The sequence below is a fragment of the Vibrio sp. SS-MA-C1-2 genome (assembly GCF_021513135.1).
Taxonomy (GTDB): Bacteria; Pseudomonadota; Gammaproteobacteria; order Enterobacterales; family Vibrionaceae.
This window is the reverse complement of sequence record NZ_CP090981.1, coordinates 1,361,424-1,386,463: the sequence shown is the minus strand read 5'-3', so window position 1 is coordinate 1,386,463 and position 25,040 is coordinate 1,361,424. Positions and strand designations below refer to the sequence as shown.

Genomic DNA, 25,040 nt, shown 5'->3' with positions numbered 1-25,040 from the left:
ATTCACTATTTAGGGCTTTATATCCAAAGTAATTGGCGTTGCCAGTAGGCAGCAAGTAAATGAGCGTAACCAACAACCTAGCAACTTCAAGTATGAAGGGTATATATCTTTTGTACTTGAAGAGAATATTAATGATTTAAGGATATTTATAAGCTACGAGCAACCTCATAACCATCCCAAATGGCCGTCATAATGGTTCTTGCTGACTGGCTATCACCAATATTATAAATTTCATTAGCCTCTAATTGATTGGAGAAGTTATCATAAAAATCTCTATCTGATTGATACCCCATGGCTATAATCACATGTTCACTTTCAATTAAAGAGAGATGAGTAGGCTCACCAGTTGGGTACACATTAACACCACTTGTAGTAATGCTCTCTAGCCATGTTGAGGTTTTTACGTCAACTTGTTCATCAACTAATAACTCTTTTAGCATTTGATAATTAGCAAAACAAGTACCATGAGGTCCACCAATAATATCGTCATCGGCTTCAACTAAAGTGACATTTTTTCCTTTTTGAGCAAGCCATAAAGCGACTTCAGACCCGACTAAACCCGCACCAACGACTGTGATATTTTTACCGCTAACCACATCGATGTTCATTAAAGCATCTTCAGCAATCATGACATTAGGCAATGTCATCCCTTGAATATTAGGGAAAGAAGGACGAGAGCCTGTCGCCATAATGACGCTATCAGGATTTTCGGCGTTAATTTTTTCTACAGTCGCTTCAGTATTTAAGCGTAGATCAACAGATTTTCGCTTTAACTCTCCACTAAACCAATTAATTAGTGTTGCATCATCATGTTTAAATGGTGCTTGACTACCAGGAATCACATTGCCGCCTAACTCACATGATTTCTCCATTAAAATCACCTGATGACCACGCTCTGCACTAATTCTTGCCGCTTCCATTCCAGCGACACCGCCACCGATTACAACGACTTTTTTGATCTTATGAACTGGCTTTAAACGATACTCTTCTTCACGGCCACAGACAGGGTTAACAGCACAAGAAATATTTCCAACTTCAACCATTCGCCCCAAGCAACCAAGATGACAAGAAAGGCAAGGACGAACTTCATCAAACCGACCCGCTCTTATTTTATTAACGACATCAGGATCTGCCAGCAATGGTCGTCCCATTGAAATACCATCGGTTACTCCATCGTTAACAGCTTTGGCAGCCAAATCCGGATTTTCCATTCTTCCCGCCATAATAACCGGAATATCTACAACCTCTGACACCGATTTACAATGCGGTTGATACATTCCAGGAGAAAAATAATTAGGCGGGTGATTCCAGTACCAAGAGTCATAGGTGCCAGCATCCACATTTAAGGCGTCAAAGCCGACGTCTTGTAAATATTTAGCCGCTTTGATCCCCTCTTCAATATTACGACCCACATCTTTTGCGGTTTCACCAGGTAAAATACCTTCACCCACAGCCTTCATATGGCTTTTTGCTGAATAACGAACGCTAACTGGAAAGTTTTCGCCACACACTGCTTTTATGCCTTGAACAATTTCTGCAGCAAAACGGTAACGATTTTCGAAACTGCCACCATATTGATCTGTTCGTTGATTAAAGAACTCAAGAGCAAATTGGTCAAGAAGATACCCTTCATGAATGGCATGAATTTCAACACCATCAAAGCCCGCTTTTTGTGCAATCGCTGCAGACTCAACAAATTTTGTAATATAGTGTTGAACCTCTTCTGTTGTTAACTCTCGGTGCTCAATAGCTGGATCAAAACGATTAACGGCTTTTGATGGTGCAATGGCTGATTCAGGTTTAATAAAACCAGGTAAGCAGGAGCGCCCCCAACCTGCGGTTAACTGAGCAAAAATCTTACAGTCATGCGCATGCACACGTTCCGTCATCTCTCGAGCGCTACAGATATAAGAAAAAGGGTTCAAGGTTGGACTAGGTAATGAAGGGAGTGGAAAGGCTTCCACGTCATTTTCTACCATATTGACGCCCGTAATAATTAAGCCAACACCACCTTTGGCTCGCTCGACATAATATTCTATTCCTCGTTGATTATAAGCACCAAGGGCATCGACACAGCCTAACGTCCCCATTGGCGCCATTGAATACCGGTTTTTCAATTTGAGCTTGCCAATATGCATCGACTCAAAAAGAACACCGTGTGACTTATCTAACATAGTACTTTCTCCATTTTTATTAAGGTTTCCCTCATTGGAATCTGGCACTATTAAAACAGCTAACTAATCACTATTTTGTACAATCACCGCCATTATTTAGGCTATATCAGCCATGATATTAAGATGAGATTTAAGTCACATTTTAAATCTCTTTATCCATAAGACGCCTAGGGGTACTCCCTGTCCACTTTTTAAAAGCTCGAGAGAATGCACTAACATCAGAGAAGCCTAATAAATAACTTATCTCACTGATACTCTTATTCCTAAAATTCAGGTAATAAATCGCTTTTTCTAATTTATACTTTTCTAAAATATCTCGATATGAGGTATTTAAAGCCATTAGTCGCCGATTTAACGTTCGAACACTCATGGATAAAGACTTGGAAATGTCTTCTATCGTAAAATACTCGGTTAGACTTCTATCATCAAGTTGCTTATAAATTTGTAATATCGTATCGTTCTCTTCAATCTCAGCTGCTTGATGACGCAATAATTCTAGTGCGTAATGGTAGATATCTGGATCGTGGTTTTTGAGGGGATGATGCAGATATTTCTTATCTATGCAAACCTTACAAATCATTGAATCTAAAGTGATTTCACACTGCATCAGGTTTTCAGCTTTATTTTGATAACCATCATTGTAAGGCCAATGATTCATCTTAACCGCCAGATTACCCATTTTATATTCCGTTACTTCATGAATAATATGAATGATAGTCGCTATATATAACGTAGAACCATAATGGGTCACTTTTGCATCTTCTTCATTTCTTTCGTAATTATTAATCCATAACTCTACATTGCCTTTTATGGTGTAATTTAAATGCAACCGTATTGGAGAAGCTATCGCAACACAATATCGTTGAGCATTTTCTAATAATGCCAGTAGTGTTGGAGAACTCCACAATGTCAAACTGAAGCTCCCTAAACTCAGTGCCGTGACTCTTTTAGCGGCATAGAATGAGAATGAAATATCCTCCGCCTCCAACACCATTTTACTCTGTATTTCTCGTATCACCCTTATATCTGACTTACTCTCCTCACTTAATGAGTTGATACACTCATTAAAATCTAAATCAAACTGTTTTGCCGTGACTTCTAAAATATTTAACCAACCCCGATGGATATAAAAAGAAGAATTGAGCAGTTTCATTATCAACTCCTTAATTAAAAAAAATCATAAAACTCAAACTTTTAAAATATTTACCATCTCTTATGAATATTTAATTCATGCATAAGTGTGAACGACAGCGCAGTTTGAAGTCTTGACCAACATTGAACAATTTTTGGCGTGAAATGTACAAAAAACAGTCTGATTTACTTCTATTCTACCTCCTCTCTTTCGTTATACCTCAATATAAAATAACGAAAAAAATGACGGCAAAGAATACTCTTCCATGATTTATAAAACTTAATAATAAATAGGAGTGCAAGGTATATGAATACATTAAGTAACTGGCAAGATAACTTCCAATGCAAATTACTACCAATGATTGAAGCTGTTGATCTCATTCAATCAGAAGATGTTATCTGGGCTGGTGGGTTATTAAGTTCCCCTATTCACTTTCTGCTTGAATTAGAGAAGCGTACTTCAAAATTAAAAGAGTGTGTACTTTATACCGGTTTACTGACCCACCCTTTTAAATTTCTACAACCAGAATATAAAACAAGTCTTAAACATAAAAGTTTATTTATGGGGCCTCTCGAGAGAAAACTACAAAAGAGTGGCAACATTGAAATGCTTAATTTTCATTTCTCTCAATTTGCAGAACTATTTGATCACATAAAGCCAAATGTCACCGTCATTGAAATGACACCCCCTAATGAGCATGGCTATATGAGTATGGGAGCATGTGGTGGAATCGCCAATAATGAAGCAATTCGTCACTCTAAAACAGTCATTGCTGTTATCAATAAACATCAACCCTTTCTCTATGGAAAGGACAACCTAATCCATGTTGATGATATTACTGCGGCAACAGAAGGACATCACCCTATTGCCGCACCAAGATCTGAAGAAAAAATATCTGACTTAGAACAAAAAATCGCAAGTAACGTTCTGCCATATGTAAACAATGGAATGACAATACAAATTGGTATCGGAACAATATCAAACGCCATTGGCTTTGCCTTAAAAGACCACAAAGACTTAGGCATCCACACTGAAATGTTTACCGAATCAATGATGGATCTGTGTAAGTCAGGTGCGGTAAACAACAGTAAGAAAAATCATCTACCGAATAAAATAGTCACGTCATTTACTGCAGGTTCACAAGAGTTAATCGACTTTGTCAATAACAATAAAGAGATTGAAATCGGCAATGTTATTGATGTTGTGAATGCTCAAGAGATAGGAAAGAACGATAATTTTATCTCTATAAATACCTGCGTCATGGTCGATGTAACAGGTCAAGTTGCTTCTGAAGGCGTAGGGCATCATCAAATATCTGGTTCTGGTGGACAACTCGACTTTGTTCGAGGAGCGGGGTTATCTAAAGATGGTATTAGTATTATCGCTTTATCATCAACCTTTAAAGGTAAAAATGGTATCGAGTCGACAATTAAAGTCGCACTTCCATCGGGAACACCAATCACAACACCTCGTAATGACACTCAAGTTATTGTCACTGAATACGGCAGTGCTGATCTTCGTGGCCTTTCTGTTCCTGAACGCGTTGAAGCACTATCCGCTATCGCTCATCCAGATTTTCGTCAAGCAATAAAAGATGAATCTCTCGCTGTTGGCCTCTGTTAATTATCATTAGATAACTAGGAAGAATAATATGTATCAAGGTAATAGTTTTCAAGTAAATCAACGTGGCGTCTTCGCTGAATTAGTTTTTAATGACCTCAATGATCCTGTCAATACACTAAGAAAATCAGCGCTTGAGGAGTTAGAAAAGTGTGTTTCTCTTCTTGCGAATAGTGATATTAAAGGGTTAATTATTCGATCAGGGAAACCGTTATTTAGCGCCGGCGCTGATGTAAAAGCCTTCAGAGAATTATTTAAAGAGGGTGAGCCTGCGATTTCTGAGTATCTGACTTGGGCTCATAGCATTTACAATAAACTCGAAGATCTCCCATTCCCTAAAGTGGCTATCGTTAATGGTGTCGCTGCCGGTGGTGGTGTCGAACTGTCACTACTTGCAGAGTACCGCCTAGTCACCGAAGATGTTAAGGTCAGTTTACCTGAAGTAAAGTTAGGAATTTTACCGGCTTGGGGAGGCGCTACTCGACTACCTCGTATTTTAGGGGTTGATACGGCCTTACAATGGTTAACCACGGGGAAAACCTTTAAAGCAACCTCTGCATTAACATTGCACTATGCTGACGGCATAATCAGTCGAGATGCAGACCCTATCGCACAAGCTGAGAAATTATTAACGTCATGCATCAATAACGAGTTTGATTGGAAAGCTCGTCAGAAAGAGAAGGGGGAGCCATTAACCCTTAATCAACATGAGTTGGCACTTTCAATCAATACTGCCAGAGGAATGACAGCCAAAGCAGCAGGAAAACATTATCCTGCACCTTATATTATCTTAGATTGTATAGAGCACTCCGCTTATTGTCATCGTGATGAAGCACTTTCTATCGAGAGAAAAAGTTTAAATCAGTGTGTAGAAAGTGGGGTTGCTGATGCACTTGTTTCCATCTTCTTAGCTGATATGGCCGTCAAAGGTAAAAGCAAAAAACTATCTAAGAACGGTGAAAAAACTGACGTTGTCGGTGTCATTGGCGCAGGTATTATGGGCGGAGGCATTGCTTATGTTTCAGCTTATCGCAAGATGGACATTGTATTAAAAGATATCAATAAAGCCGGTTTAGATTTAGGGTTAAATGAAGCCAACAAGCTACTTGCAAAACAAGTCACCCGAGGTAAAAAAAGCCCTCGACAGATGGGAGAAACTTTAAATCGTATTCAACCAACACTTCACAATGAGCCATTAGAAATAACCGACTTAATTATTGAAGCTGTTGTTGAGAATCCAATGGTTAAAGAGAAAGTCCTCGCTGAATTAGAGACGATTGCCCCTAATGCAATGATCGCATCCAACACCTCAACATTGATGATCAGTGGTCTCGCTCAAGCGTTGAAAAAGCCAGAAAACTTCTGTGGTATTCACTTCTTTAACCCAGTTCCAAGAATGCCTCTGGTTGAGGTTATTCGAGGAGAAAAAAGTTCAGATCAAACCATCGAAAAAGCCGTTAAATATGTCACCTCATTAGGTAAAACACCGATTGTTGTCAATGACTGTGCCGGCTTCTTGGTCAACCGTTGCTTGACACCTTATTTCTTAGGGTTTAATCAATTATTAATCGATGGTGGTGATATTCCAACCATTGATAAAGTCATGAGTAAACAATTTGGTTGGCCAATGGGACCTGCGCTCCTACTTGATGTTATCGGTCTCGATACAACAGCACATTGTATTGATGTGATGGATGATGCCTTCCCTAATCGTTTAACGAAGCCTGAGGTAAATATCTTCACCGCCCTACTTAATAACGGTAAGCAAGGACAGAAAAACAGTGAAGGTTTCTATTCTCATGTTACCGATAAACGCGGTCGATTACGCCCACAAACCTCAGAGTCAAGCCATCAACTTATTGAATCACTTCGTCATGGTATCAAAGAGTTCTCCACCGATGAGATCACGATGCGTCTTATGATTCCAATGATGTTTGAAGCGATTCGTTGTTTAGATGAAGGGATTGTTGCCTCACCAGAAGAAGCGGATATTGCGATGATTTATGGCACAGGATTCCCTGCATTTAGAGGCGGCTTGTTCTATTACATGGATCTCTATGGTTTAGATAAGTTAGCTAACGTGGCGAAAACTTATCAGCATCTTGGCGCACTGTATCATCTACCTGAAGGTTTAATCTCTCGTATCAACAACAATCAAAAATTCTACGCATAATTGGGGTATTAAAATGAAAAATGTTGTAATTATCGATGCAATCCGTACCCCAATGGGGCGTTCAAAAAATGGAGTTTACCGTCATATTCGCGCTGATACACTTTCAGCTCACTTAATGAAAAGCATGATCCACCGTCACCCAGAAGTGTGTGAAGAGAGTATTGATGACATTATTTGGGGCTGTGTGCAGCAGACAGGTGAACAAGGGATTAATGTTGCAAGAAACGCCGCATTACTGGCTGGATTACCGGTAGAGATCCCCGCAGTCACCGTTAATCGTTTATGTGGCTCATCAATGGAAGCATTACACTCAGCAACAAGGATGATTAAAGCTGGAGATGCCGATACTATTTTAGTCGGTGGTGTTGAGCATATGGGACATATCCCAATGACAACCGGTATTAGTCTAAACCCAGCCACAGATAAAAAGGTTGCTCAAGCATCAGCAATGATGGGGCTTACTGCAGAAAAATTAGGACAAATGTATAATGTCACACGTCAAGAACAAGATAGGTTAGCAGCCCGTTCTCATAAACTGGCTCACCAAGCACCAATTGAGGGACGTTTTGATAATGAGATCATACCCACGATGGGTCATAACGAAGAGGGTCTACCAACCTTAGTTAAAAGTGATGAGGTTATCCGCCCAGAAACAACTGAGAAATCACTCTCTCAACTGCGCCCAGCATTTGATCCTATCAATGGCACGGTTACCGCAGGAACCTCTTCAGCTTTATCAGATGGTGCGTCTTGTTTACTGGTGATGAGCGAAGAGAAAGCATTAGCACTCGGACTCAAACCTAGAGCCAGAGTTATTTCACTGGCCGCCGCAGGCGTTCCTGCCGCAATTATGGGATATGGTCCTGTTCCTTCAACAGAAAAAGCACTGAAAAAAGCGAATCTAACGATTGATCAGATCGACTTTGCTGAAGTCAACGAAGCTTTTGCAGCGCAAGCAATCCCTTGCTTAAAAGATCTCGGTCTTTGGAATGAAATGGACAGTAAAGTCAATATGAATGGCGGCGCTATCTCTCTAGGACACCCATTAGGCTGCTCTGGAGCTAGAATCATTGGAACCTTAATCAATGTCATGGAGCAACGAGGTGGCAAATATGGTTTAGCCACAATGTGTATCGGTATGGGACAAGGAATCTCAACGATTATTGAACGAGTCGAATAAATTTCATTCGTACATAACCTCCCTCTTCATCATTGATATAACAATAATAATCACATCAGGTAGAGAGGGAACCTAATATAGTGAGAGATAACTCTAATGAATAATAAAAAACCACTAGATGGCGTCAGAATTATAGAAATGTCCACCTATGTTGCAGCTCCCGTTGCAGCAAAAATGTTAGCAGATTGGGGGGCTGAAGTGATCAAGATAGAGCCTAAGTTTGGCGATGAATATCGTATTATTGGTCGCAGCTTAGCCATGCCTACATTTGATGATCAAAACCCCTGCTTTGATTTAGAAAATGCCAATAAAAAAGCGATCTCTATCGATATCAGAACGCAAGAAGGACAAGAGATCCTTCATAAGCTCCTAAAAACGGCTGATGGGTTAATTACAAATTATCGAAATCAAGCACTAGAAAAACTACATTTAACCTATGAAGAGATCCATCAAAAGCACCCAAGTTTAGTCTACGGTATCGTTGCAGGATATGGAGAAAAAGGACCAGATAAAGATAAACCCGGCTATGATCTTACTGCCTTTCTTGCTCGCTCAGGCATGATGATCGATACCGTAGAAAAAGGGGGAAACCCAATGAGCATTTACGCCTCATTTGGTGATCACATAACAGGCACAAGCTTAGCAGCAGGAATGTGTGCTGGGCTATATAAAAGAAGTAAAACCAATATAGGCGACAAAGTGATATCTGGCCTCTATCAAAATAGTCTTTACTGCTTCTCGACCATGTTAGCCGCCACAAGCTATGGTTTAAAATACCCAATTAGTCATAACAACTCTCCAACTCCAATTGTTAACTCCTACCAATGCAAAGATGGTGAGTGGTTATTACTCGCCGCCACAAACTTTGAACGTCAATGGACCCAAGTCTGTAAAGGTGTTTTAAAGCGCCCAGATCTAGCTGAAAATGAGAATTACAGTTCAATAAAGGGGATGTTGAAAAACAAAAAAGAGATCATTGACATATTCGATGCTGAATTTGCAACAAAAGATCGTCAAGAGTGGGAAGTGTTACTTATCGAAAATGACATTGCTCATGAAAAGATATTACATTGGGAAGATGTCTTAAACGATCGACAAGCATGGGAAAATGATTACTTAATGGAAGTCGAGCATAAAAATGGAACAAAGAGCGTTTTAGCCAATACGCCCGTCTCATTTAGCTCAATAGAAAAACCTACCTTTACTCAAGCGCCAAAAATTGGTGAGCATACGAATGAAATCTTACAAAGTTTAGGTTATCAATCCGAACACATTAATCAGTTAAGAGCTAACAATAAAATTCATTAATCAGCTTAAAAATTGAAAGTTGACAATAATTTGAAGACAAAAAAGCCACAATACTCATTCATTAACTCTTTCTAGTTAAAAACAGAGTGTGGCTTCTTCTTTACAGTTTCATTATTTAGCTGAATATTCGCGTCTTAACTAACCACCTAAGCCTGGCAACAAAACTTTCAAGCCTGTCGTAATAAACTCAATTCCTAGTGCTGCAAGAATCAAACCCATGATACGGGTAATCACGTTGATCCCCGTTTGACCTAGAAAGCGAACAATCAAAGGTGCTGCACGGAACAGTAACCAGACACAAAATGCAAACAATAAAATGGTACCGGCTAACCCCATTAAATTTAAAGGCTGTGGATAGCGTGCAGCATAAACAATGGTTGAGCTGATCGCACCAGGGCCTGCCATTAATGGCATTGCAAGAGGAACGACACCAATTTGTTCACGACCAATCGATTCTGACTCTTCTTGTTTGTTCTGCTTATCTTCACCTAGCTTACCGCTCATCATTGAAAATGCGATACTTAATAGCAGAAAACCACCCGCAACGCGGAAAGAGTCGAGAGAAATACTGAACATATCCAGTAACATCTGCCCAGCAAGCAGTGAAATGGTCAAGATCACAGCAACGGCAAGATTAGCAATATAAGCGGTATGATTACGTTCTTTCACCGACATAGAGCTACACAGAGAAACAAAGACAGGCATTACACCTACCGGATTCACCGCAGCCACTAAACCAAGAAAAAATTGTAGAAAAATTGCAAAATTAAGTGTTTCCATTTAGCCAAATACCAAAAGATTAATAAGAAAAAGTGTGTATTTATTAGCAAATAAATTTATTAATACACTTTAATCTAAAATAATTCACTAATCCAATCAATTATATTGAATGAGATCGTTAGTAAAACTAATGCTAAAGAGCTTATGTTAACTATATGCTTAAAGCCATTGCAATAACGAGTAGATGACAACTGAATTCCCCTTATATATGTATACCCTTCATACTTGAAGTCGCTAGGTTGTTGGCTGCATTCGTTCGCCTACTAGCAACGCCAATTATTTTAGGTATAGCAGCCCTGTTCTATATGATTGGAGTGATTAAAAGTAACCGTGCCGTCATAAACCTAGTCTAGTCCTTTAAGCACGAAGGAGATAAAACAGAGACATATCAATCATCAACCTTTTTTATTTTATGGTTATTTTCTTACATTATGAGGTTTAAGTTCATAGCAAAATTTGAACCAACTATGAAATAAAAGGAGAATTACCCACATTTACAATAAACATTATACCCATAAAGTGATATGGATCATAAAAATCATCAGTTCCTGAAATATTATTACAGAAAAGTTGAATTGAGGGATATAATAACTGCCATAGAACGAAGCTTAATTACAGAATCGTTTTAAAGCAATAATTTAAGTGTTATAAAAGTACAAATATGTAAGAAACTATAATCAATAAAAACCTTTCAATAAATAAGTACCTATAATTAGGTTGTTTATTAAAAAGTTTTCATAAAATTAGGAGTTACCATGCCTGTTACAAATTTAACTGAATTAGACGCTTTAGTTGCTCGTGTAAAAGCCGCACAGAAAGAATTCTCAACGTTCTCTCAAGAGCAAGTTGACAAAATCTTCCGCGCTGCCTCTCTTGCTGCTAACCAAGCGCGTATCCCTCTAGCTCAACAAGCTGTTGCTGAGTCAGGTATGGGTATCATCGAAGATAAGGTTATTAAAAACCACTTCGCTTCAGAATTCATTTATAACAAATATAAAGATGAAAAAACTTGCGGTATCTTAGAAGAGAACGAAGAGTTCAATACGATGACAATCGCGGAACCTGTAGGTATTATCTGTGGTATTGTTCCAACAACAAACCCAACCTCTACAGCGATTTTTAAATCTCTTATCTCTTTAAAAACACGTAATGCGATTATCTTCTCGCCACATCCACGTGCTAAAAACTCAACAAATGATTCTGCAAAACTTGTTCTTGATGCGGCAGTCGCAGCTGGTGCACCAAAAGATATCATTGGTTGGATTGACCAGCCTTCAGTTGAATTATCAAATGCATTAATGAAGCATGACGATATCAACCTTATCCTTGCAACTGGTGGTCCAGGCATGGTTAAAGCGGCTTATTCATCAGGTAAACCCGCTATCGGTGTTGGTGCAGGTAACGTTCCTGTTGTTATCGATGAAACCGCTGATATCAAACGTGCGGTTGCTTCTATTCTTATGTCTAAAACATTCGATAACGGTGTTGTTTGTGCATCAGAGCAGGCTGCTATCGTTGTTGATGAAGTTTATGACGAAGTTAAAGAGCGTTTTGCTTCTCACAAAGCGTATGTTTTAAGCAAATCAGAAGCAGATAAAGTACGTAAAATTCTTCTTATCGATGGTGCATTAAACGCAAAAATCGTTGGTCAACCAGCTTCTGCTATCGCTGAAATGGCGGGTATAACTGTTCCTTCAGATACTAAAGTATTGGTTGGTGAAGGTCTGGGTAAAGTTTCTTATGACGACTCATTCGCTCATGAAAAACTATCTCCAACACTAGGTCTATTCCGTGCAGATAACTTCGAAGATGCCGTTGCTCAAGCAGTAACCATGGTTGAAATCGGTGGTATCGGTCATACATCTGGTCTATACACTAACCAAGATACGAATGCAGACCGTATTCGTTACTTTGGTGATAAGCTAAAAACAGCACGTATTCTTGTTAACATCCCAACCACTCACGGCGGTATCGGTGATCTGTACAACTTTAACGTTGCACCATCACTAACATTAGGTTGTGGTTCATGGGGTGGTAACTCTATCTCTGAAAACGTAGGTCCTAAGCACCTTATCAACAAGAAAACAGTAGCGAAGCGAGCTGAAAATATGTTGTGGCACAAACTACCAAAATCAATCTACTTCCGTCGTGGTAGCCTTCCAATCGCAATGAGTGATTTAGAAGATAAGAAACGTGCATTCCTAGTAACAGACCGTTTCCTATTCAACAATGGTTATGCTGATGAAGTGGTATCTCTACTTAAAGCACAAGGTATCGAAGTTCATACTTTCTTTGATGTAGAAGCAGATCCAACGTTATCTGTTGTTGAAAAAGGTGCTGCAGCAATGCAGAGCTTCCAGCCTGATGTTATCATCGCGCTAGGTGGTGGTTCACCAATGGATGCAGCGAAGATTATGTGGGTTATGTACGAGCACCCAGAAACTCACTTTGAAGAGCTTTCTATGCGCTTTATGGATATCCGTAAACGTATTTACAAGTTCCCTAAAATGGGTAAAAAAGCGGAGCTAGTCTGTATCACAACAACATCGGGTACAGGTTCTGAAGTGACACCATTTGCGGTTGTTACTGATGACAAAACTGGCGCTAAATACCCATTAGCAGATTACGAATTAACGCCAAATATGGCAATCGTTGATGCTAACCTTGTGATGAACATGCCTAAGTCACTAACTGCATTTGGTGGTTATGACGCAGTGACTCACGCACTTGAAGCTTATGTTTCTGTTCTTGCGAATGAATACTCTGACGGCCAAGCGCTACAAGCACTTAAGATGCTAAAAGAGTACTTACCATCAAGCTACGCAAATGGTGCTGCTGACCCAATTGCTCGTGAGAAAGTACATAATGCAGCAACAATCGCAGGCATCGCGTTTGCTAACGCATTCCTAGGTGTATGTCACTCAATGGCTCACAAAATTGGTGCTGAGTTCCATGTACCACACGGCCTAGCTAATGCACTACTTATTTCTAACGTCGTTCGTTATAACGCAAACGACAACCCAACTAAGCAGACTGCATTCTCTCAGTATGACCGTCCACAAGCACGTCGTCGTTACGCTGAAGTTGCTGACCACTTAGGTCTAAGCCAAAAAGGTGACCGTACTGCTCAGAAGATTGAACGTCTATTAACATGGTTAGACGAGCTAAAAGTGGCTCTAGATATTCCAATGTCTATTCAAGCGGCTGGTGTTAATGAGTCAGACTTCCTAGCGAAGCTTGATGATCTTTCTGTTGAAGCGTTTGATGACCAGTGTACGGGTGCAAACCCTCGCTACCCATTAATCTCTGAGCTAAAAGAAGTATTAACGGCTGCTTACTATGGTAAAGCTTATGTTGAAGGTGAGACATTCGAAGGCACGACAGTTATTAAGAAAAAAGCTGACCAGAAAAAACCAGCTAAAAAATAATGTTTTTATAGCAGATTAATCAGCTAAAGAACAAAAAATTAAAACGCCCTGAACTATTCATTAGTTTGGGGCGTTTTTTATTAATATATTCACAGAGTCATGAGAAAACGACCCCATCTTATTGAATTCACCTCAAACCAAGCTTACATTGAGACAAGAGTCAATAAGTAAAGGGATACCATCATGAGCTTGATTCAAGTTAAAGATATAAATAACATTCGTGTTATTACAATTAATCGACCAGAAAAGAAGAATGCGATCAACTTTGAGATGTATGATCTTTTAACTCAAGCATTACAATCTGGAGAGCAAGATCTAAGTATCAACACCTTTGTTCTTCAAGGCCAAATAGACTGTTTTACGTCAGGTAATGATTTAACGGACTTTTTGAGCCATAGCCAGAAAGAAAATGCTCAGATTGATCAACATCACCCCGCTTTTAATTTTCTTTTTACCCTATTAGATCTAACTAAACCTATTATTGCTGCGGTCACTGGACTTGCAATTGGTATTGGCACTACAATCTTGTTGCATTGCGATTTAATCTACAGTGGGCCCAATACTCAATTTCAACTTCCTTTTGTTAAGTTATCTCTCTCACCAGAAGCAGGGGCTAGTCAGTTGTTACCTCAAATAGTCGGTCAAACTAGAGCTAATGAGCTGTTAATGTTGGGAGAACCATTCTCGGCACAACAAGCCCTTGATGATGGTTTAATCAATAAGATCATTGAAACAGAGCTAGTTTTTCAATTTGCTTTTACTCAAGCTGAAAAGTTAGCCTCCCAACCACAAATCGCATTAGCAGCAACAAAACAGTTAATAAAATATAATAAAGAAGAGATCAGAGAACAGATGAAAAAAGAGTTAATCATTTTTGACAGACTATTAAAAAGTAAGGAAGCAAAAGAGATTTTTGCTAAATTTCTTCGCCATTAAATGAATCAAAAAAGATATATTATTCATGTTTGAAGCTGCTAGTGCAGTTAAATCCGCCTAGCAACCTCAAATAAGACAAGACTACTTAATATTATCAGCAAGATTACTTACTGCTAATGCAAAATAGTGAGAGCGATTCCAACGTAATAACGCTTCATAATTACCATAAACAAGGTAAGAAACGCCATTTCCACCGTCAGGTTGAATCAAACGTGCTTCAATATCCGCTTTAGGCAATACCATTTTATTTGAGCGACGCACACCTAAATATTGCCACTCCACCAATTTTTTCGTCTCATTTTTAAGATGATTGAGACGTTCAGGTACGATAACTTGTCGTCCCCAAATATATTTATCATCCCACCCCACTTGCTTTAAGTAGTTAGCAGTCGAAGCAAAGACATCGGCTTTATTATACCAAATGTCCATTTTACCATCGTTGTCACCATCAACAGCATAGTTTAAAAATGAACTTGGCATAAACTGATTCTGTCCCATCGCACCAGCCCAAGATCCTTTTATTTTTTCGACAGAGATATGTTTTTGTTGAACGATATCTAATGCTGAAAAGATCTCAGATCGAAAAAATGCTTCACGACGCCCTTCATAAGCTAAGGTCGTTAATGCTTGAAAGACATTATGATTTCCCATTAAACGACCAAAATTACTCTCAACCCCCCATAAAGCAACAATAAAACGAGGTTGAACCCCATACTCCTTTCCAATTTCCTGGAGTACCTGATAGTTTTGTTGATACAGCTGGTTTGCTTGCTTTATTTTCCAAGCAGGAACCGCTTTAGGAATATATTCTTGTAGGGTTAAACGCTTTTCTGGTTGATTTCTATCTGCTTTTACCACTTTTTCTTTATAGGTTAAATTAGCAAATGCCTGATTAACCAATATATTAGAGTACCCTTTATCTAATGCTTCTTTTTTTAATTCTGAGACATACTGCTCAAAAGTTGTCGCGATCGAGACAGTGGGCGTTAACAAAAACGAAAACCCCACACTTAGTACCAATGCTATTTTTTTTATTCTCATTGCGACTCCTTTCTATAAAAAATCACTGTTTTGATTTTTTATACTCTTCTAAATAATTTACTGGTGGTGGCGGTAATTGTAAATAATAGCCTTTTTCATCCAGTGCTTTTTTAACCACTTCAATATCAGCTTGCGCTAATTTTCGCTCTCCCATCAGTTTTATCAACATTGTAAACTCTGGACGACCAAAAGTTTTCATCAATTCAGCCGGGACAGCAGAGAAGTCATCTCTCTGTTTGACGTATAAATATGTAGATAGTTTCTTTGGACTACGATAAATCGCACAAATCATAATTATTACCTAAAAAGTTTAAAAAATTTTAAAAAAAACTGTATTATTAATATATAACGATGTTTTTTTAATGTCTCAATAAAATAACAACTACTTCATGTTTTAAAAAGTAAAATAGTATTATTCAACCAGTTGTTAGCTAGAATATAGCACGCTCAATTGACAGTAGGAAATTTTTGCATTTTATCACTAAAGTAAATGGATATTTAAACCATGACAACACCTGCAGAGCTAAAAGGAAGTAGTTTCACACTATCTGTCCTTCATTTACACAATACTGATATGCAACAGACAAAAGAGATGCTCACAAAAAAAGTTGCACAAGCTCCGCTTTTTTTTCAAGGTGCTCCAGTTGTCATCAATATTGAAAAAGTCGACACAGAGATTAATAGTAAAATTGACTTCGTTTCATTAAAAGAGGTGGTCACTGAGGCAGGCTTTATCCCTGTTGGTATTTCTGGCTGTTCAGACCAAGAAAGGCAAGCTGAAGCGAAATCAGCTGGATTTGCCATCATGAATACGGCAAAAGCCATAAAAGAACAACAGAATACAATGACACCAACCAAGGTTATTTCAACGCCAGTGCGCTCTGGACAACAGATTTACGCGAAAGATAGTGATCTAGTTATCTTAACGCATGTAAATCCTGGGGCTGAGATCATTGCAGATGGTAGTATTCATATCTATGGATCATTACGTGGTCGAGCAATTGCTGGTGCATCAGGGCAAGAGCAAGCTTCTATTATTTGTAAAGATATTCAGGCAGAGCTCGTTTCAATTGCGGGTCAATATTGGCTCAGTGATAAGATACCAAAAGAATTTTGGAAGAAAAGTGGTCGATTTCAATTAGTTGACGATCAAATAAAACTCACGCCTCTCGTATTATAGGTTTCATCAATAAGGAAAGAATATGGCACGTATAATTGTCATCACATCAGGCAAAGGCGGTGTTGGTAAAACCACCAGCAGCGCTGCCATCGCTTCAGGATTAGCAATGGCGGGAAAGAAAACAGTTGTTATCGACTTTGATATTGGTTTACGTAACTTAGACCTTATTATGGGATGCGAGCGTCGAGTTGTTTATGATTTTGTTAACGTAATCAATGAAGAGGCAAATCTCAATCAAGCTCTAATCAAAGATAAGCGCACAGAAAACCTCTTCATTCTTCCAGCGTCTCAGACTCGAGACAAAGATGCCCTAACCCAAGCGGGTGTAGAAAAGGTGCTGAATGACATGGATGAAATGGGATTCGACTTCATTATCTGTGATTCCCCGGCAGGGATTGAAACCGGTGCTTTAATGGCACTCTATTTTGCGGATGAAGCCATTGTGACCACAAATCCAGAGGTGAGCTCAGTACGCGACTCTGACCGTATTCTAGGTATCCTTGACTCAAAATCTCGCCGAGCTGAAGCGGGTGAGCAAGTTAAACAACACCTTTTATTAACTCGATATAATCCAGCCCGTGTGAACCAAGGCGAAATGCTAAGTGTTGAGGATGTTGAAGAGATCCTACATATTCCATTATTAGGTGTGATACCTGAAAGCCAAGCGGTACTGAACGCATCAAATAAAGGGGTTCCTGTTATTTTTGATAATGAGTCAGATGCAGGCTTAGCATATACCGATACTGTTGCTCGCCTTTTAGGTGAAGATGTTGCTTTTCGTTTCTTAGAAGAAGAAAAGAAAGGCATTTTCAAACGTCTTTTTGGAGGATAATACATTATGGCACTATTAGAGTTTTTTCTTCCTCAGAAAAAGAAAACAGCAAATGTAGCAAAAGAGCGTTTACAAATTATCGTAGCAGAACGTCGTGGTATGGGCAGTACTTCACCTGCATACTTACCTCAGTTGAAAAAAGACATTCTGGAAGTGATTCAAAAATATGTTGAAATCACCCCTGAACAAGTTTCAGTATCATTAGAGCAGAAAGAAGATGATCTTTCTGTACTAGAACTGAATGTCACATTACCTGAAGATAAGTAAGCTCAAAGGTGATAAAAAAGGCGTACAGAAAGTTTAAACTAGGATTAGTTAAAAAACCTCTGTACGCCTTTTTGAGCATCAGATAAAGATGAAAACGACTTATTCCTCCGGTGAGAGTAATTCTAAAAGCTCTCGACCCACCAATTCTAATCGCCACCCTTTAATCACTTCAGGGCGCTTATCATCCGCACATTGGTACTTCCACGCCCAACTTAACAACTGATTTAGCTGACGCTTTGATGCAATAAACTCAGGTGCTAACTGATACTTTGTAGCAACAGTCGAAACTATTTGGCGCAGTTTTGTCATCAACTCTTTGTAGTTTGGATAATCAATAATTCGTGTGATTTTTTCTGGATACTCACTTTCCGGTAAAATTTTACCTTGTTCAACCATCTGTAATAGGCGACCACCATGGTAATGGATCTCCATCTTTTCAAAACCTAACTCAAACAGTTCAGACTTATTGGTTGGTTGATAACGAGCTAATTTCCATAAATTTGCCTCTTTTACGACAAAATTCAATGCCAAGTTACGCTTTCTTGCTTCTAATTGTCGCCATTTTGCAACAATCTTCAAAATAGCCAGTTCCTTTGGATCAAGTTGCCAGCTATTTTTAATATCTAAATAGGCACAATCTAAATCTGCAACTTTACGCTTTTTATCGAGCATAGCCTGACATTCATAATCTAACGCCTGCTTTTTACCTTCTTTATTCACTTTTTGTTGTAACACTTCAAAAAGTGGATACAGATAATAAACATCTGCCGCGGCGTATTTTAACTGCTTATCAGACAGGGGACGTGCCATCCAATCAGTACGAGACTCCCCTTTATCTAACTCTACCTCAAAGTATTCTTTAACAAGAGCAGCAAACCCTGTTGATAATCCATGACCAAGAAATGCCGCCATAATTTGAGTATCAAACATTGGTGTTGGTAATTGACCACACTCATTAAGAAAAACTTCTAGGTCTTCACTACAGGCGTGCAACACTTTTAATACATCAGGGTTAACCAAAAGATCCCATAGCGAAGACATATCTTCAATTGCGATCGGATCAATCAAAGAGAGATTTTCACCATCATAAAGCTGAATCAGCCCTAAGCGAGGATAAAGTGTTCGAGTTTTTACAAACTCAGTATCGAGCATAATGGTTGGATGCGTTGATGCAGTTAAACAGGCTCGATTGAGCTGCTCTGTATCCGAGATAATTGTAAAATTCACACTTAATACCTATATTATTTAATGGCTATATCATTGAAAGTTTATGTTATTTAACACCAAGATTAGCTTTAGTTTATTGATAAACAGCGCAATATCATTGTTAAATATCAACAGCCTGACTAGATTATTATTAAAAAGCCAGCAATAACGCTGGCTTGAATAAAGATGTTACCGTATTACAGGAGTGGTTATCATCAATCTCCAATAATACGAATACAGACAGTAGAACTAAAGTTAATTACTTTTTCTCTTTGGCTGCAATATTTTCATCTCGTAATAATCGACGTAAAATCTTTCCGACATTCGACTTTGGTAATTCATCATAAAACTCAACGGCACGAGGGATCTTATAGCCTGTTAAATACTCACGACAATGAGCAATTAACTCCTCTTTCGTTAAGCTATCATCTCGCTTAACGACACAAAGTTTAACTATTTCACCAGAAATATCACTCGGCTCACCAATCGCAGCCACTTCAAGTACTTTACCATGTAATGCGACAACATCTTCAATTTCATTCGGGTAAACATTAAACCCAGAGACTAAAATCATGTCTTTTTTACGATCAATAATTTTGATGTAGTTATCGTCACTCATTATGACAACATCGCCCGTTGACAACCAACCATCATGAGTTAATACTTCTCGGGTTGCTTCTGGTCGTTGCCAATATCCTTGCATCACCTGAGGACCTCGGACTTGAAGCTCACCAGGTTGATCAAATGCCACTGGCTCGCCTTCATCATCAACCCAACGAACTTCCGTTGAAGGAACGGGTAAGCCAATAGATGAAGTGAATGCTTCTACATTAAATGGATTTACAGCAACTAAAGGTGAACACTCGGTTAATCCATATCCTTCTAGTAATCGCTGCCCCGTCGTCTGTAGCCAGTTCTCAGCAACGGACTGCTGAACGGCCATGCCACCGCCAATTGACAGTTTTAAACGAGAGAAATCAAGCTCTTTAAAGTCTTCATTATTCAATAAACCGTTAAATAATGTGTTAACACCGGTTAATACGGTAAATGGAACCTTTTTAAGTTCTTTAATAAAGCCCGGCATATCTCTTGGATTCGTAATCAATAAGTTACGCCCACCAATTTCGATAAATAACAAACAGTTTACCGTCAAAGCAAAAACATGGTAAAGCGGCAATGCAGTAACAACATACTCTCGACCATCATCTAATACAGGGTTATACATCGATTTAGCCTGCATCACATTGGCGATCATATTACGATGGGTTAATACAGCACCTTTTGCTACCCCTGTCGTTCCACCCGTATATTGTAAGAATGCGATATCTTCGGCATCAATAAAAGGTTTCACATACTGCATGCGATAGCCTTTACGTAATGCCACTCTCATTGAAGTCGCATGTGGTAGGCTATATTTAGGCACCATTTTTTTGACGTATTTCACGACAAAATTAACGATTTTACCTTTAGCTGTTGGTAGTTGATCGCCAAGCTTAGTTAAAATAACGTGTTTTACCGCAGTTTTATCAACAATTTGTTCTAATGTATGAGCAAAGTTAGAGACAATAACAATTGCTGCGGCACCGGAGTCATTTAATTGATGCTCTAACTCTCTAGGGGTATACAATGGATTAACATTAACTGCAATACAACCAGCACGAAGAACACCAAACAGAGCAATGGGATATTGCAGTAAATTTGGCATCATTAATGCGACACGATCGCCTTTTTTCAGTTTCAATTCATTCTGTAAGTAAGCAGCAAAAGCACGACTGCGCTCCTCCAACTTACGAAATGTCATCACTTCACCCATATTAATAAATGCTGGCTGATCAGCGTAACGTTGTACTGAACGCTCAAACATTTCGACTAATGATGAATAACAATCAGGGTCGATTTCTGCGGGCACACCTGCTGGGTATTGGTCAGTCCAAATTTTATCCACTGCACTCTCCTTATCTTCTTTTTTATATATTGTATTTAAGGGACAATGATTTTATTCGATCATCAGATAAATACTATCCTACCAGTGAAAATTTGTGTTATTAACAACAACTTTATTGCTAACGCAACAATAACGAAGCTTTGTTATTTCAACATACTTGATATTTTTTTATTTCCTAATAACAACTGGTATCATACCTACACGATTAAAATTCATGATAAAAACACCGACAGTCATAGAGCCCGGTGCTATTTAACATATTGACCGACTCTATTCTCGACCAGGAAGCTTTTTCCAAGTAACCGTATCTCGAAGGTAAACAGGTGTTGCATCCTCAGCAGAAACCACTTCTCCACGAGCTAGAGCAAATTGTGCTAAATGCACCATATCTTGTGCATCAGGGTAAAGCAGTTCAGTAGTTACGCTATTTTTCGCTAACGTAGATAAATCGGGATAAGCTTGCCAGCCTGTTCCAACTTGAAACCACTCTCTCTCTTGATCAAGAGAGACCCGCTCTAAAATTAACTCTGGCGTTGAGACAACTTCTTGCTCATTTAACTGCCAATCGCCATTGATTAGACGCTGGTATTGCCCCCAATAGATTTCTGACATACGAGCATCAATCGAAGATAGCACATGCTCAGCGCCAAATTGACGGTAAGCCCCTTGCGCCATCGCTGCAAGTGTAGAAACACCAATCATTGGCAGATCAGCACCAAATCCTAGACCTTGAGCAATACCAATCCCAATACGAACCCCAGTAAAGCTACCGGGACCACGACCAAATGCCAAACCATCTAGCTGAGAAAGTGAAACTTCTGCTTCAGAGAGAACTTGATCCACCATCGGCAAAATTTTAATGGTATGTTCTCTTGGGGCTAACTCAGAACGAAAAATGATTTGATCATCAATCAAAAGTGCTACAGAACAGTTTTCAGTTGCAGTATCTACCGCTAAAATTTTCTTTGTCATAGGTATGCCAATGTTGGTTTTATAAAAAATCATATACCCTTCTTACTTGAAGTTGCTAGGTTGTTGGCTATGCTCATTCGCCCCAATCATATAGTACGCCTATACTCATGGGCTCTCATTCACTTGCCGCCTACTAGCAACTCCAATTACTTTAGGTATACATCTTGATGATGCCTCTAAATCGAATCATCAATCAATTTGGTTCAGCATTAAAAAGAGTCTTTACTTTTAATACAGTGACTTGTTAATACTATCATTTATTAATACTATAGCTCGATTTCTCGTTGCCCTTTTTGTTTAAGGTTCTTTTCTTTTTCTGGTTCAGGTATTGCTGCCAAGAACTGTATTGCTAACTCCAAATCTCGCGTACGAGGGATCGGAGGCAAACTGGCTAAAAACGTTGCGCCATACTGACGAGAAACCAATCGATTATCACAAATAATCAACACACCGCGATCGGATTCATCACGAATCAGTCGCCCAACCCCTTGCTTTAAGGTGATCACCGCATCAGGGATCTGAACTTGTTGAAAAGGATCACCGCCATTGAGTCGACACTCCTCTATCCGTGCTCGTAATAAAGGATCATCAGGAGCCGTAAAAGGAAGTTTATCAATGATAACACAGCTTAGTGCTTGCCCTCTAACATCAACGCCTTCCCAAAAAGCCCCAGTTGCCACTAATATCGCATTGCCATGTTCAAGATACTCATTGAGCAGTTTGTGTTTTGGCATCTCTCCTTGAGCCAGAACGGGTAGAGATAATTTTTCTCGAAACCCCTCAGCAAGCTCTCGAACCATTTGATGAGAAGTACATAAAAAGAAACAGCGACCTTGATTCACTTCAACAATCGGTTGCAGCATTTCAATCAATTTATCCGCTAAGCCGTAACTGTTCGCCTCAGGTAAAAAACGAGGAACACAGAGCAAAGCTTGAGATTGGTAATCAAATGGACTCAACAGAGAGAGTTGCTGCTTAGGCTTTAATCCTAATCGTTGATTAAAATGGTTAAAATCATCATCGACGGTTAACGTTGCTGAAGTAAAAACCCAACTTCCGGCATAATTGGCAATCTGTTGACTGAACTTTTCGGCCACAGATAATGGTGTAATATTAAGGCTAAAATGACGGTTATAACACTCATACCAATAGGAGTAGCCCATAATCGACGTATCACACACTCTGGCTAATTGAGCTTTTAATTGGGTAGCACGATCAAAGGCACTATCAATTAATTCACTTCTTCCTACCACCAGCTTTAGCACATCGTAAGTTAACGACAAAACATCGGTTAAACGTTCGACTTCTCGACTAATGGCACTGTTATTTAGCGCCTGTCGCCAATTTCCTCGATAGCCCGGCTCTCCTAACACAATCTGCATCTCCATTGACGCTTGAAGAAGTCGATCTGCGGTTTTCTGTAATTGTCGAACATCTCTTGCTTCGGTTCGATATGCTAATTCGATATCTTTTGCTAGGGCTTGCAGTTGACGACTGCTAAACGTAGAACCAAAGTATTGACTGGCAATGTCGGGAATTTGATGGGCTTCATCAAAAACAAACAGTTCTGCTTCTGGAATTAACTCGCCAAAGCCCGTCTCTTTAATCGCCATATCCGCTAAGAAAAGATGATGATTCACCACCACTATGTCCGCTTCCATCGCTTTAGTTCGAGCTTTAACAATAAAACAGTCACTAAAACTTGGGCACTCTTTACCTAAACAGTTATCGTTCGTTGAGGTAATGGTACGAATAACCGGACTATCTTCAGGTAAACTTTCACATTCAGACAGATCACCATTTTTACTTTCTGACTGCCAACGACGAACCTGAGTTAATTGATGAAAAAGAGTTCGATCCGCTTGAGGACGATGACTTTCTGCCAACTCTCGATCTAAGCGTTCAATACAAAGATAATTGGATCGTCCTTTTAGTAGCGCAATCACCCCGGTATACCCCAAGGAGGAGACCATCAACGGTAAATCTCGATGAAATAGCTGCTCTTGTAAATTTTTTGAGCCTGTACTGATAATACTTTTTTTCCGCTCATTAAAATTGGAACTAAATAAGCGAAGGTTTTCCCTGTTCCCGTTCCCGCCTCAATCACCAATTGGGATTGGTCTTCAATCGCCTGAGCAATTGCTTCTGCCATTTCAGTTTGCGAGGTTCGAGGCTGAAAGCCCTTAATTGCTTGGGCTAAGACGCCATCTGATGAAAAATAGTTTTTTATATTCATTATTAATCCGTTGTATACCCTTCATATTTGAAGTCGCTAGGTTGTTGGTTGTACTCGTTCGCCCCAATCATAGAGTACATCTATATTCATGGGGCCTTACTTGCTTACCGCCTACTAGCAACTCTAATTATTTTAGGTATATACCTATACTTTCTATTCAGAAACCTTGGCGGATAACCCAAATACATGGCACAATCTCTTTTTTAGGGACTCAGAATATTATTATGAAATTATCTTATATTATTACATTTTTTATGGCTTTTTTTCTGCTTAGTGGTTGCGCCAATAAAAACAGTGAAGCAGAAGCATTAGCTAGCCATCGAGCTAGTGTATTAAAAAATCTACCAATGCCGATGGATCTGGGTCCATTTAAGCTCTTAGATGTTAAATCTAAAGAGACGATGGTCGAGTTGATTATGTTAGATACAGGTAATGATCACAACGGTATTTATGCGACAGAAAGTGCCCTAAACTATTGTCGAGATCCCGAGCTTCGCTCTCTATTAACAAAAGGGGTCACTTACCGAATTATTATCAAAGATAATCGTGGCCGAACGATTGTTGAGCGCAATATTGCAGAAGCTGATTGTCAGAAGCTTCAACAAGATAAGATGCTATAAGAAAAAGGGA

At 39.2% G+C, this 25,040-nt stretch carries 18 protein-coding genes and 1 pseudogene; 10 read left to right on the top strand and 9 right to left on the bottom strand.

Features of this window, described 5'->3' with window-relative positions; all coding sequences use genetic code 11:
• Positions 1-146: 146 nt before the first annotated feature.
• Positions 147-2,174, bottom strand: a complete 2,028-nt coding sequence (locus L0B53_RS10895; protein WP_235062060.1) for an FAD-dependent oxidoreductase — start codon at positions 2,172-2,174, stop codon at positions 147-149.
• 142 nt (positions 2,175-2,316) lie between these two features.
• A complete protein-coding gene (locus tag L0B53_RS10890; RefSeq protein ID WP_235062059.1) occupies positions 2,317-3,327 on the bottom strand; it encodes an AraC family transcriptional regulator in 1,011 nt (336 codons plus the stop codon).
• 285 nt (positions 3,328-3,612) lie between these two features.
• Between L0B53_RS10890 and L0B53_RS10885 the strand changes: the two genes are divergently transcribed.
• From L0B53_RS10885 to L0B53_RS10870, 4 genes are all read left to right on the top strand, one after another.
• Positions 3,613-4,929 (top strand): acetyl-CoA hydrolase/transferase family protein, encoded by a 1,317-nt coding sequence (locus L0B53_RS10885; RefSeq protein WP_235062058.1) that lies wholly within the window; start codon positions 3,613-3,615, stop codon positions 4,927-4,929.
• A gap of 28 nt (positions 4,930-4,957) precedes the next feature.
• The gene (gene fadB / locus L0B53_RS10880) at positions 4,958-7,099 is read left to right on the top strand and encodes a fatty acid oxidation complex subunit alpha FadB (protein WP_235062057.1); all 2,142 of its coding nucleotides are present in this window, start codon (positions 4,958-4,960) and stop codon (positions 7,097-7,099) included.
• Between the two features lie 13 nt (positions 7,100-7,112).
• The gene (fadA, locus tag L0B53_RS10875; protein ID WP_235062056.1) at positions 7,113-8,279 is read left to right on the top strand and encodes an acetyl-CoA C-acyltransferase FadA; all 1,167 of its coding nucleotides are present in this window, start codon (positions 7,113-7,115) and stop codon (positions 8,277-8,279) included.
• A gap of 96 nt (positions 8,280-8,375) precedes the next feature.
• Entirely contained in the window at positions 8,376-9,587 is a 1,212-nt protein-coding gene (locus tag L0B53_RS10870) for a CaiB/BaiF CoA-transferase family protein (protein WP_235062055.1), read from the top strand.
• 138 nt (positions 9,588-9,725) lie between these two features.
• Here the strand turns inward: L0B53_RS10870 and L0B53_RS10865 are convergent, their stop codons facing one another.
• Positions 9,726-10,367: a YchE family NAAT transporter gene (locus L0B53_RS10865; RefSeq protein WP_235062054.1), complete on the bottom strand. Its 642-nt coding sequence runs from the start codon at positions 10,365-10,367 to the stop codon at positions 9,726-9,728.
• Between the two features lie 755 nt (positions 10,368-11,122).
• Between L0B53_RS10865 and adhE the strand changes: the two genes are divergently transcribed.
• Positions 11,123-13,795 (top strand): bifunctional acetaldehyde-CoA/alcohol dehydrogenase, encoded by a 2,673-nt coding sequence (gene adhE, locus L0B53_RS10860; protein WP_235062053.1) that lies wholly within the window; start codon positions 11,123-11,125, stop codon positions 13,793-13,795.
• 183 nt (positions 13,796-13,978) lie between these two features.
• Positions 13,979-14,731 (top strand): enoyl-CoA hydratase-related protein, encoded by a 753-nt coding sequence (locus L0B53_RS10855; protein WP_235062052.1) that lies wholly within the window; start codon positions 13,979-13,981, stop codon positions 14,729-14,731.
• An 81-nt stretch (positions 14,732-14,812) separates the two neighbouring features.
• Here L0B53_RS10855 and L0B53_RS10850 read toward each other — a convergent pair whose 3' ends face one another.
• Both L0B53_RS10850 and L0B53_RS10845 read right to left on the bottom strand, forming a co-directional pair.
• Positions 14,813-15,772 carry a lytic transglycosylase domain-containing protein gene (locus L0B53_RS10850; protein WP_235062051.1) on the bottom strand — a complete coding sequence of 320 codons (960 nt, stop codon included), beginning with the start codon at positions 15,770-15,772 and terminating at the stop codon, positions 14,813-14,815.
• Positions 15,773-15,794: 22 nt separating this feature from the next.
• Entirely contained in the window at positions 15,795-16,064 is a 270-nt protein-coding gene (locus L0B53_RS10845) for a YcgL domain-containing protein (protein ID WP_235062050.1), read from the bottom strand.
• A gap of 213 nt (positions 16,065-16,277) precedes the next feature.
• Here L0B53_RS10845 and minC point away from each other — a divergent pair, with 213 nt between their 5' ends.
• The 3 genes from minC to minE are packed head-to-tail and all read left to right on the top strand — an operon-like array spanning position 16,278 to position 18,051.
• Positions 16,278-16,952: a septum site-determining protein MinC gene (gene minC / locus L0B53_RS10840; RefSeq protein WP_235062049.1), complete on the top strand. Its 675-nt coding sequence runs from the start codon at positions 16,278-16,280 to the stop codon at positions 16,950-16,952.
• A 22-nt stretch (positions 16,953-16,974) separates the two neighbouring features.
• Entirely contained in the window at positions 16,975-17,784 is an 810-nt protein-coding gene (gene minD / locus L0B53_RS10835) for a septum site-determining protein MinD (RefSeq protein WP_235062048.1), read from the top strand.
• Positions 17,785-17,790: 6 nt separating this feature from the next.
• Positions 17,791-18,051, top strand: coding sequence for a cell division topological specificity factor MinE (minE, locus tag L0B53_RS10830; RefSeq protein WP_235062047.1), 261 nt, complete (start codon positions 17,791-17,793; stop codon positions 18,049-18,051).
• A gap of 99 nt (positions 18,052-18,150) precedes the next feature.
• On the opposite strand, the gene rnd is transcribed toward minE, so the two are convergent.
• From rnd to L0B53_RS10810, 4 genes and pseudogenes are all read right to left on the bottom strand, one after another.
• Complete coding sequence (gene rnd / locus L0B53_RS10825; protein ID WP_235062046.1) at positions 18,151-19,278, bottom strand: ribonuclease D; 1,128 nt, start codon at positions 19,276-19,278, stop codon at positions 18,151-18,153.
• A 238-nt stretch (positions 19,279-19,516) separates the two neighbouring features.
• Complete coding sequence (gene fadD, locus L0B53_RS10820; RefSeq protein ID WP_235062045.1) at positions 19,517-21,202, bottom strand: long-chain-fatty-acid--CoA ligase FadD; 1,686 nt, start codon at positions 21,200-21,202, stop codon at positions 19,517-19,519.
• Positions 21,203-21,472: 270 nt separating this feature from the next.
• Positions 21,473-22,174, bottom strand: coding sequence for a tRNA (adenosine(37)-N6)-threonylcarbamoyltransferase complex dimerization subunit type 1 TsaB (gene tsaB, locus L0B53_RS10815; protein WP_235062044.1), 702 nt, complete (start codon positions 22,172-22,174; stop codon positions 21,473-21,475).
• A gap of 266 nt (positions 22,175-22,440) precedes the next feature.
• Positions 22,441-24,410: pseudogene (locus L0B53_RS10810) on the bottom strand (ATP-dependent DNA helicase).
• A gap of 224 nt (positions 24,411-24,634) precedes the next feature.
• Here L0B53_RS10810 and gspS2 point away from each other — a divergent pair.
• Complete coding sequence (gene gspS2 / locus L0B53_RS10805; RefSeq protein ID WP_235062043.1) at positions 24,635-25,030, top strand: type II secretion system pilot lipoprotein GspS-beta; 396 nt, start codon at positions 24,635-24,637, stop codon at positions 25,028-25,030.
• Positions 25,031-25,040: the final 10 nt, after the last annotated feature.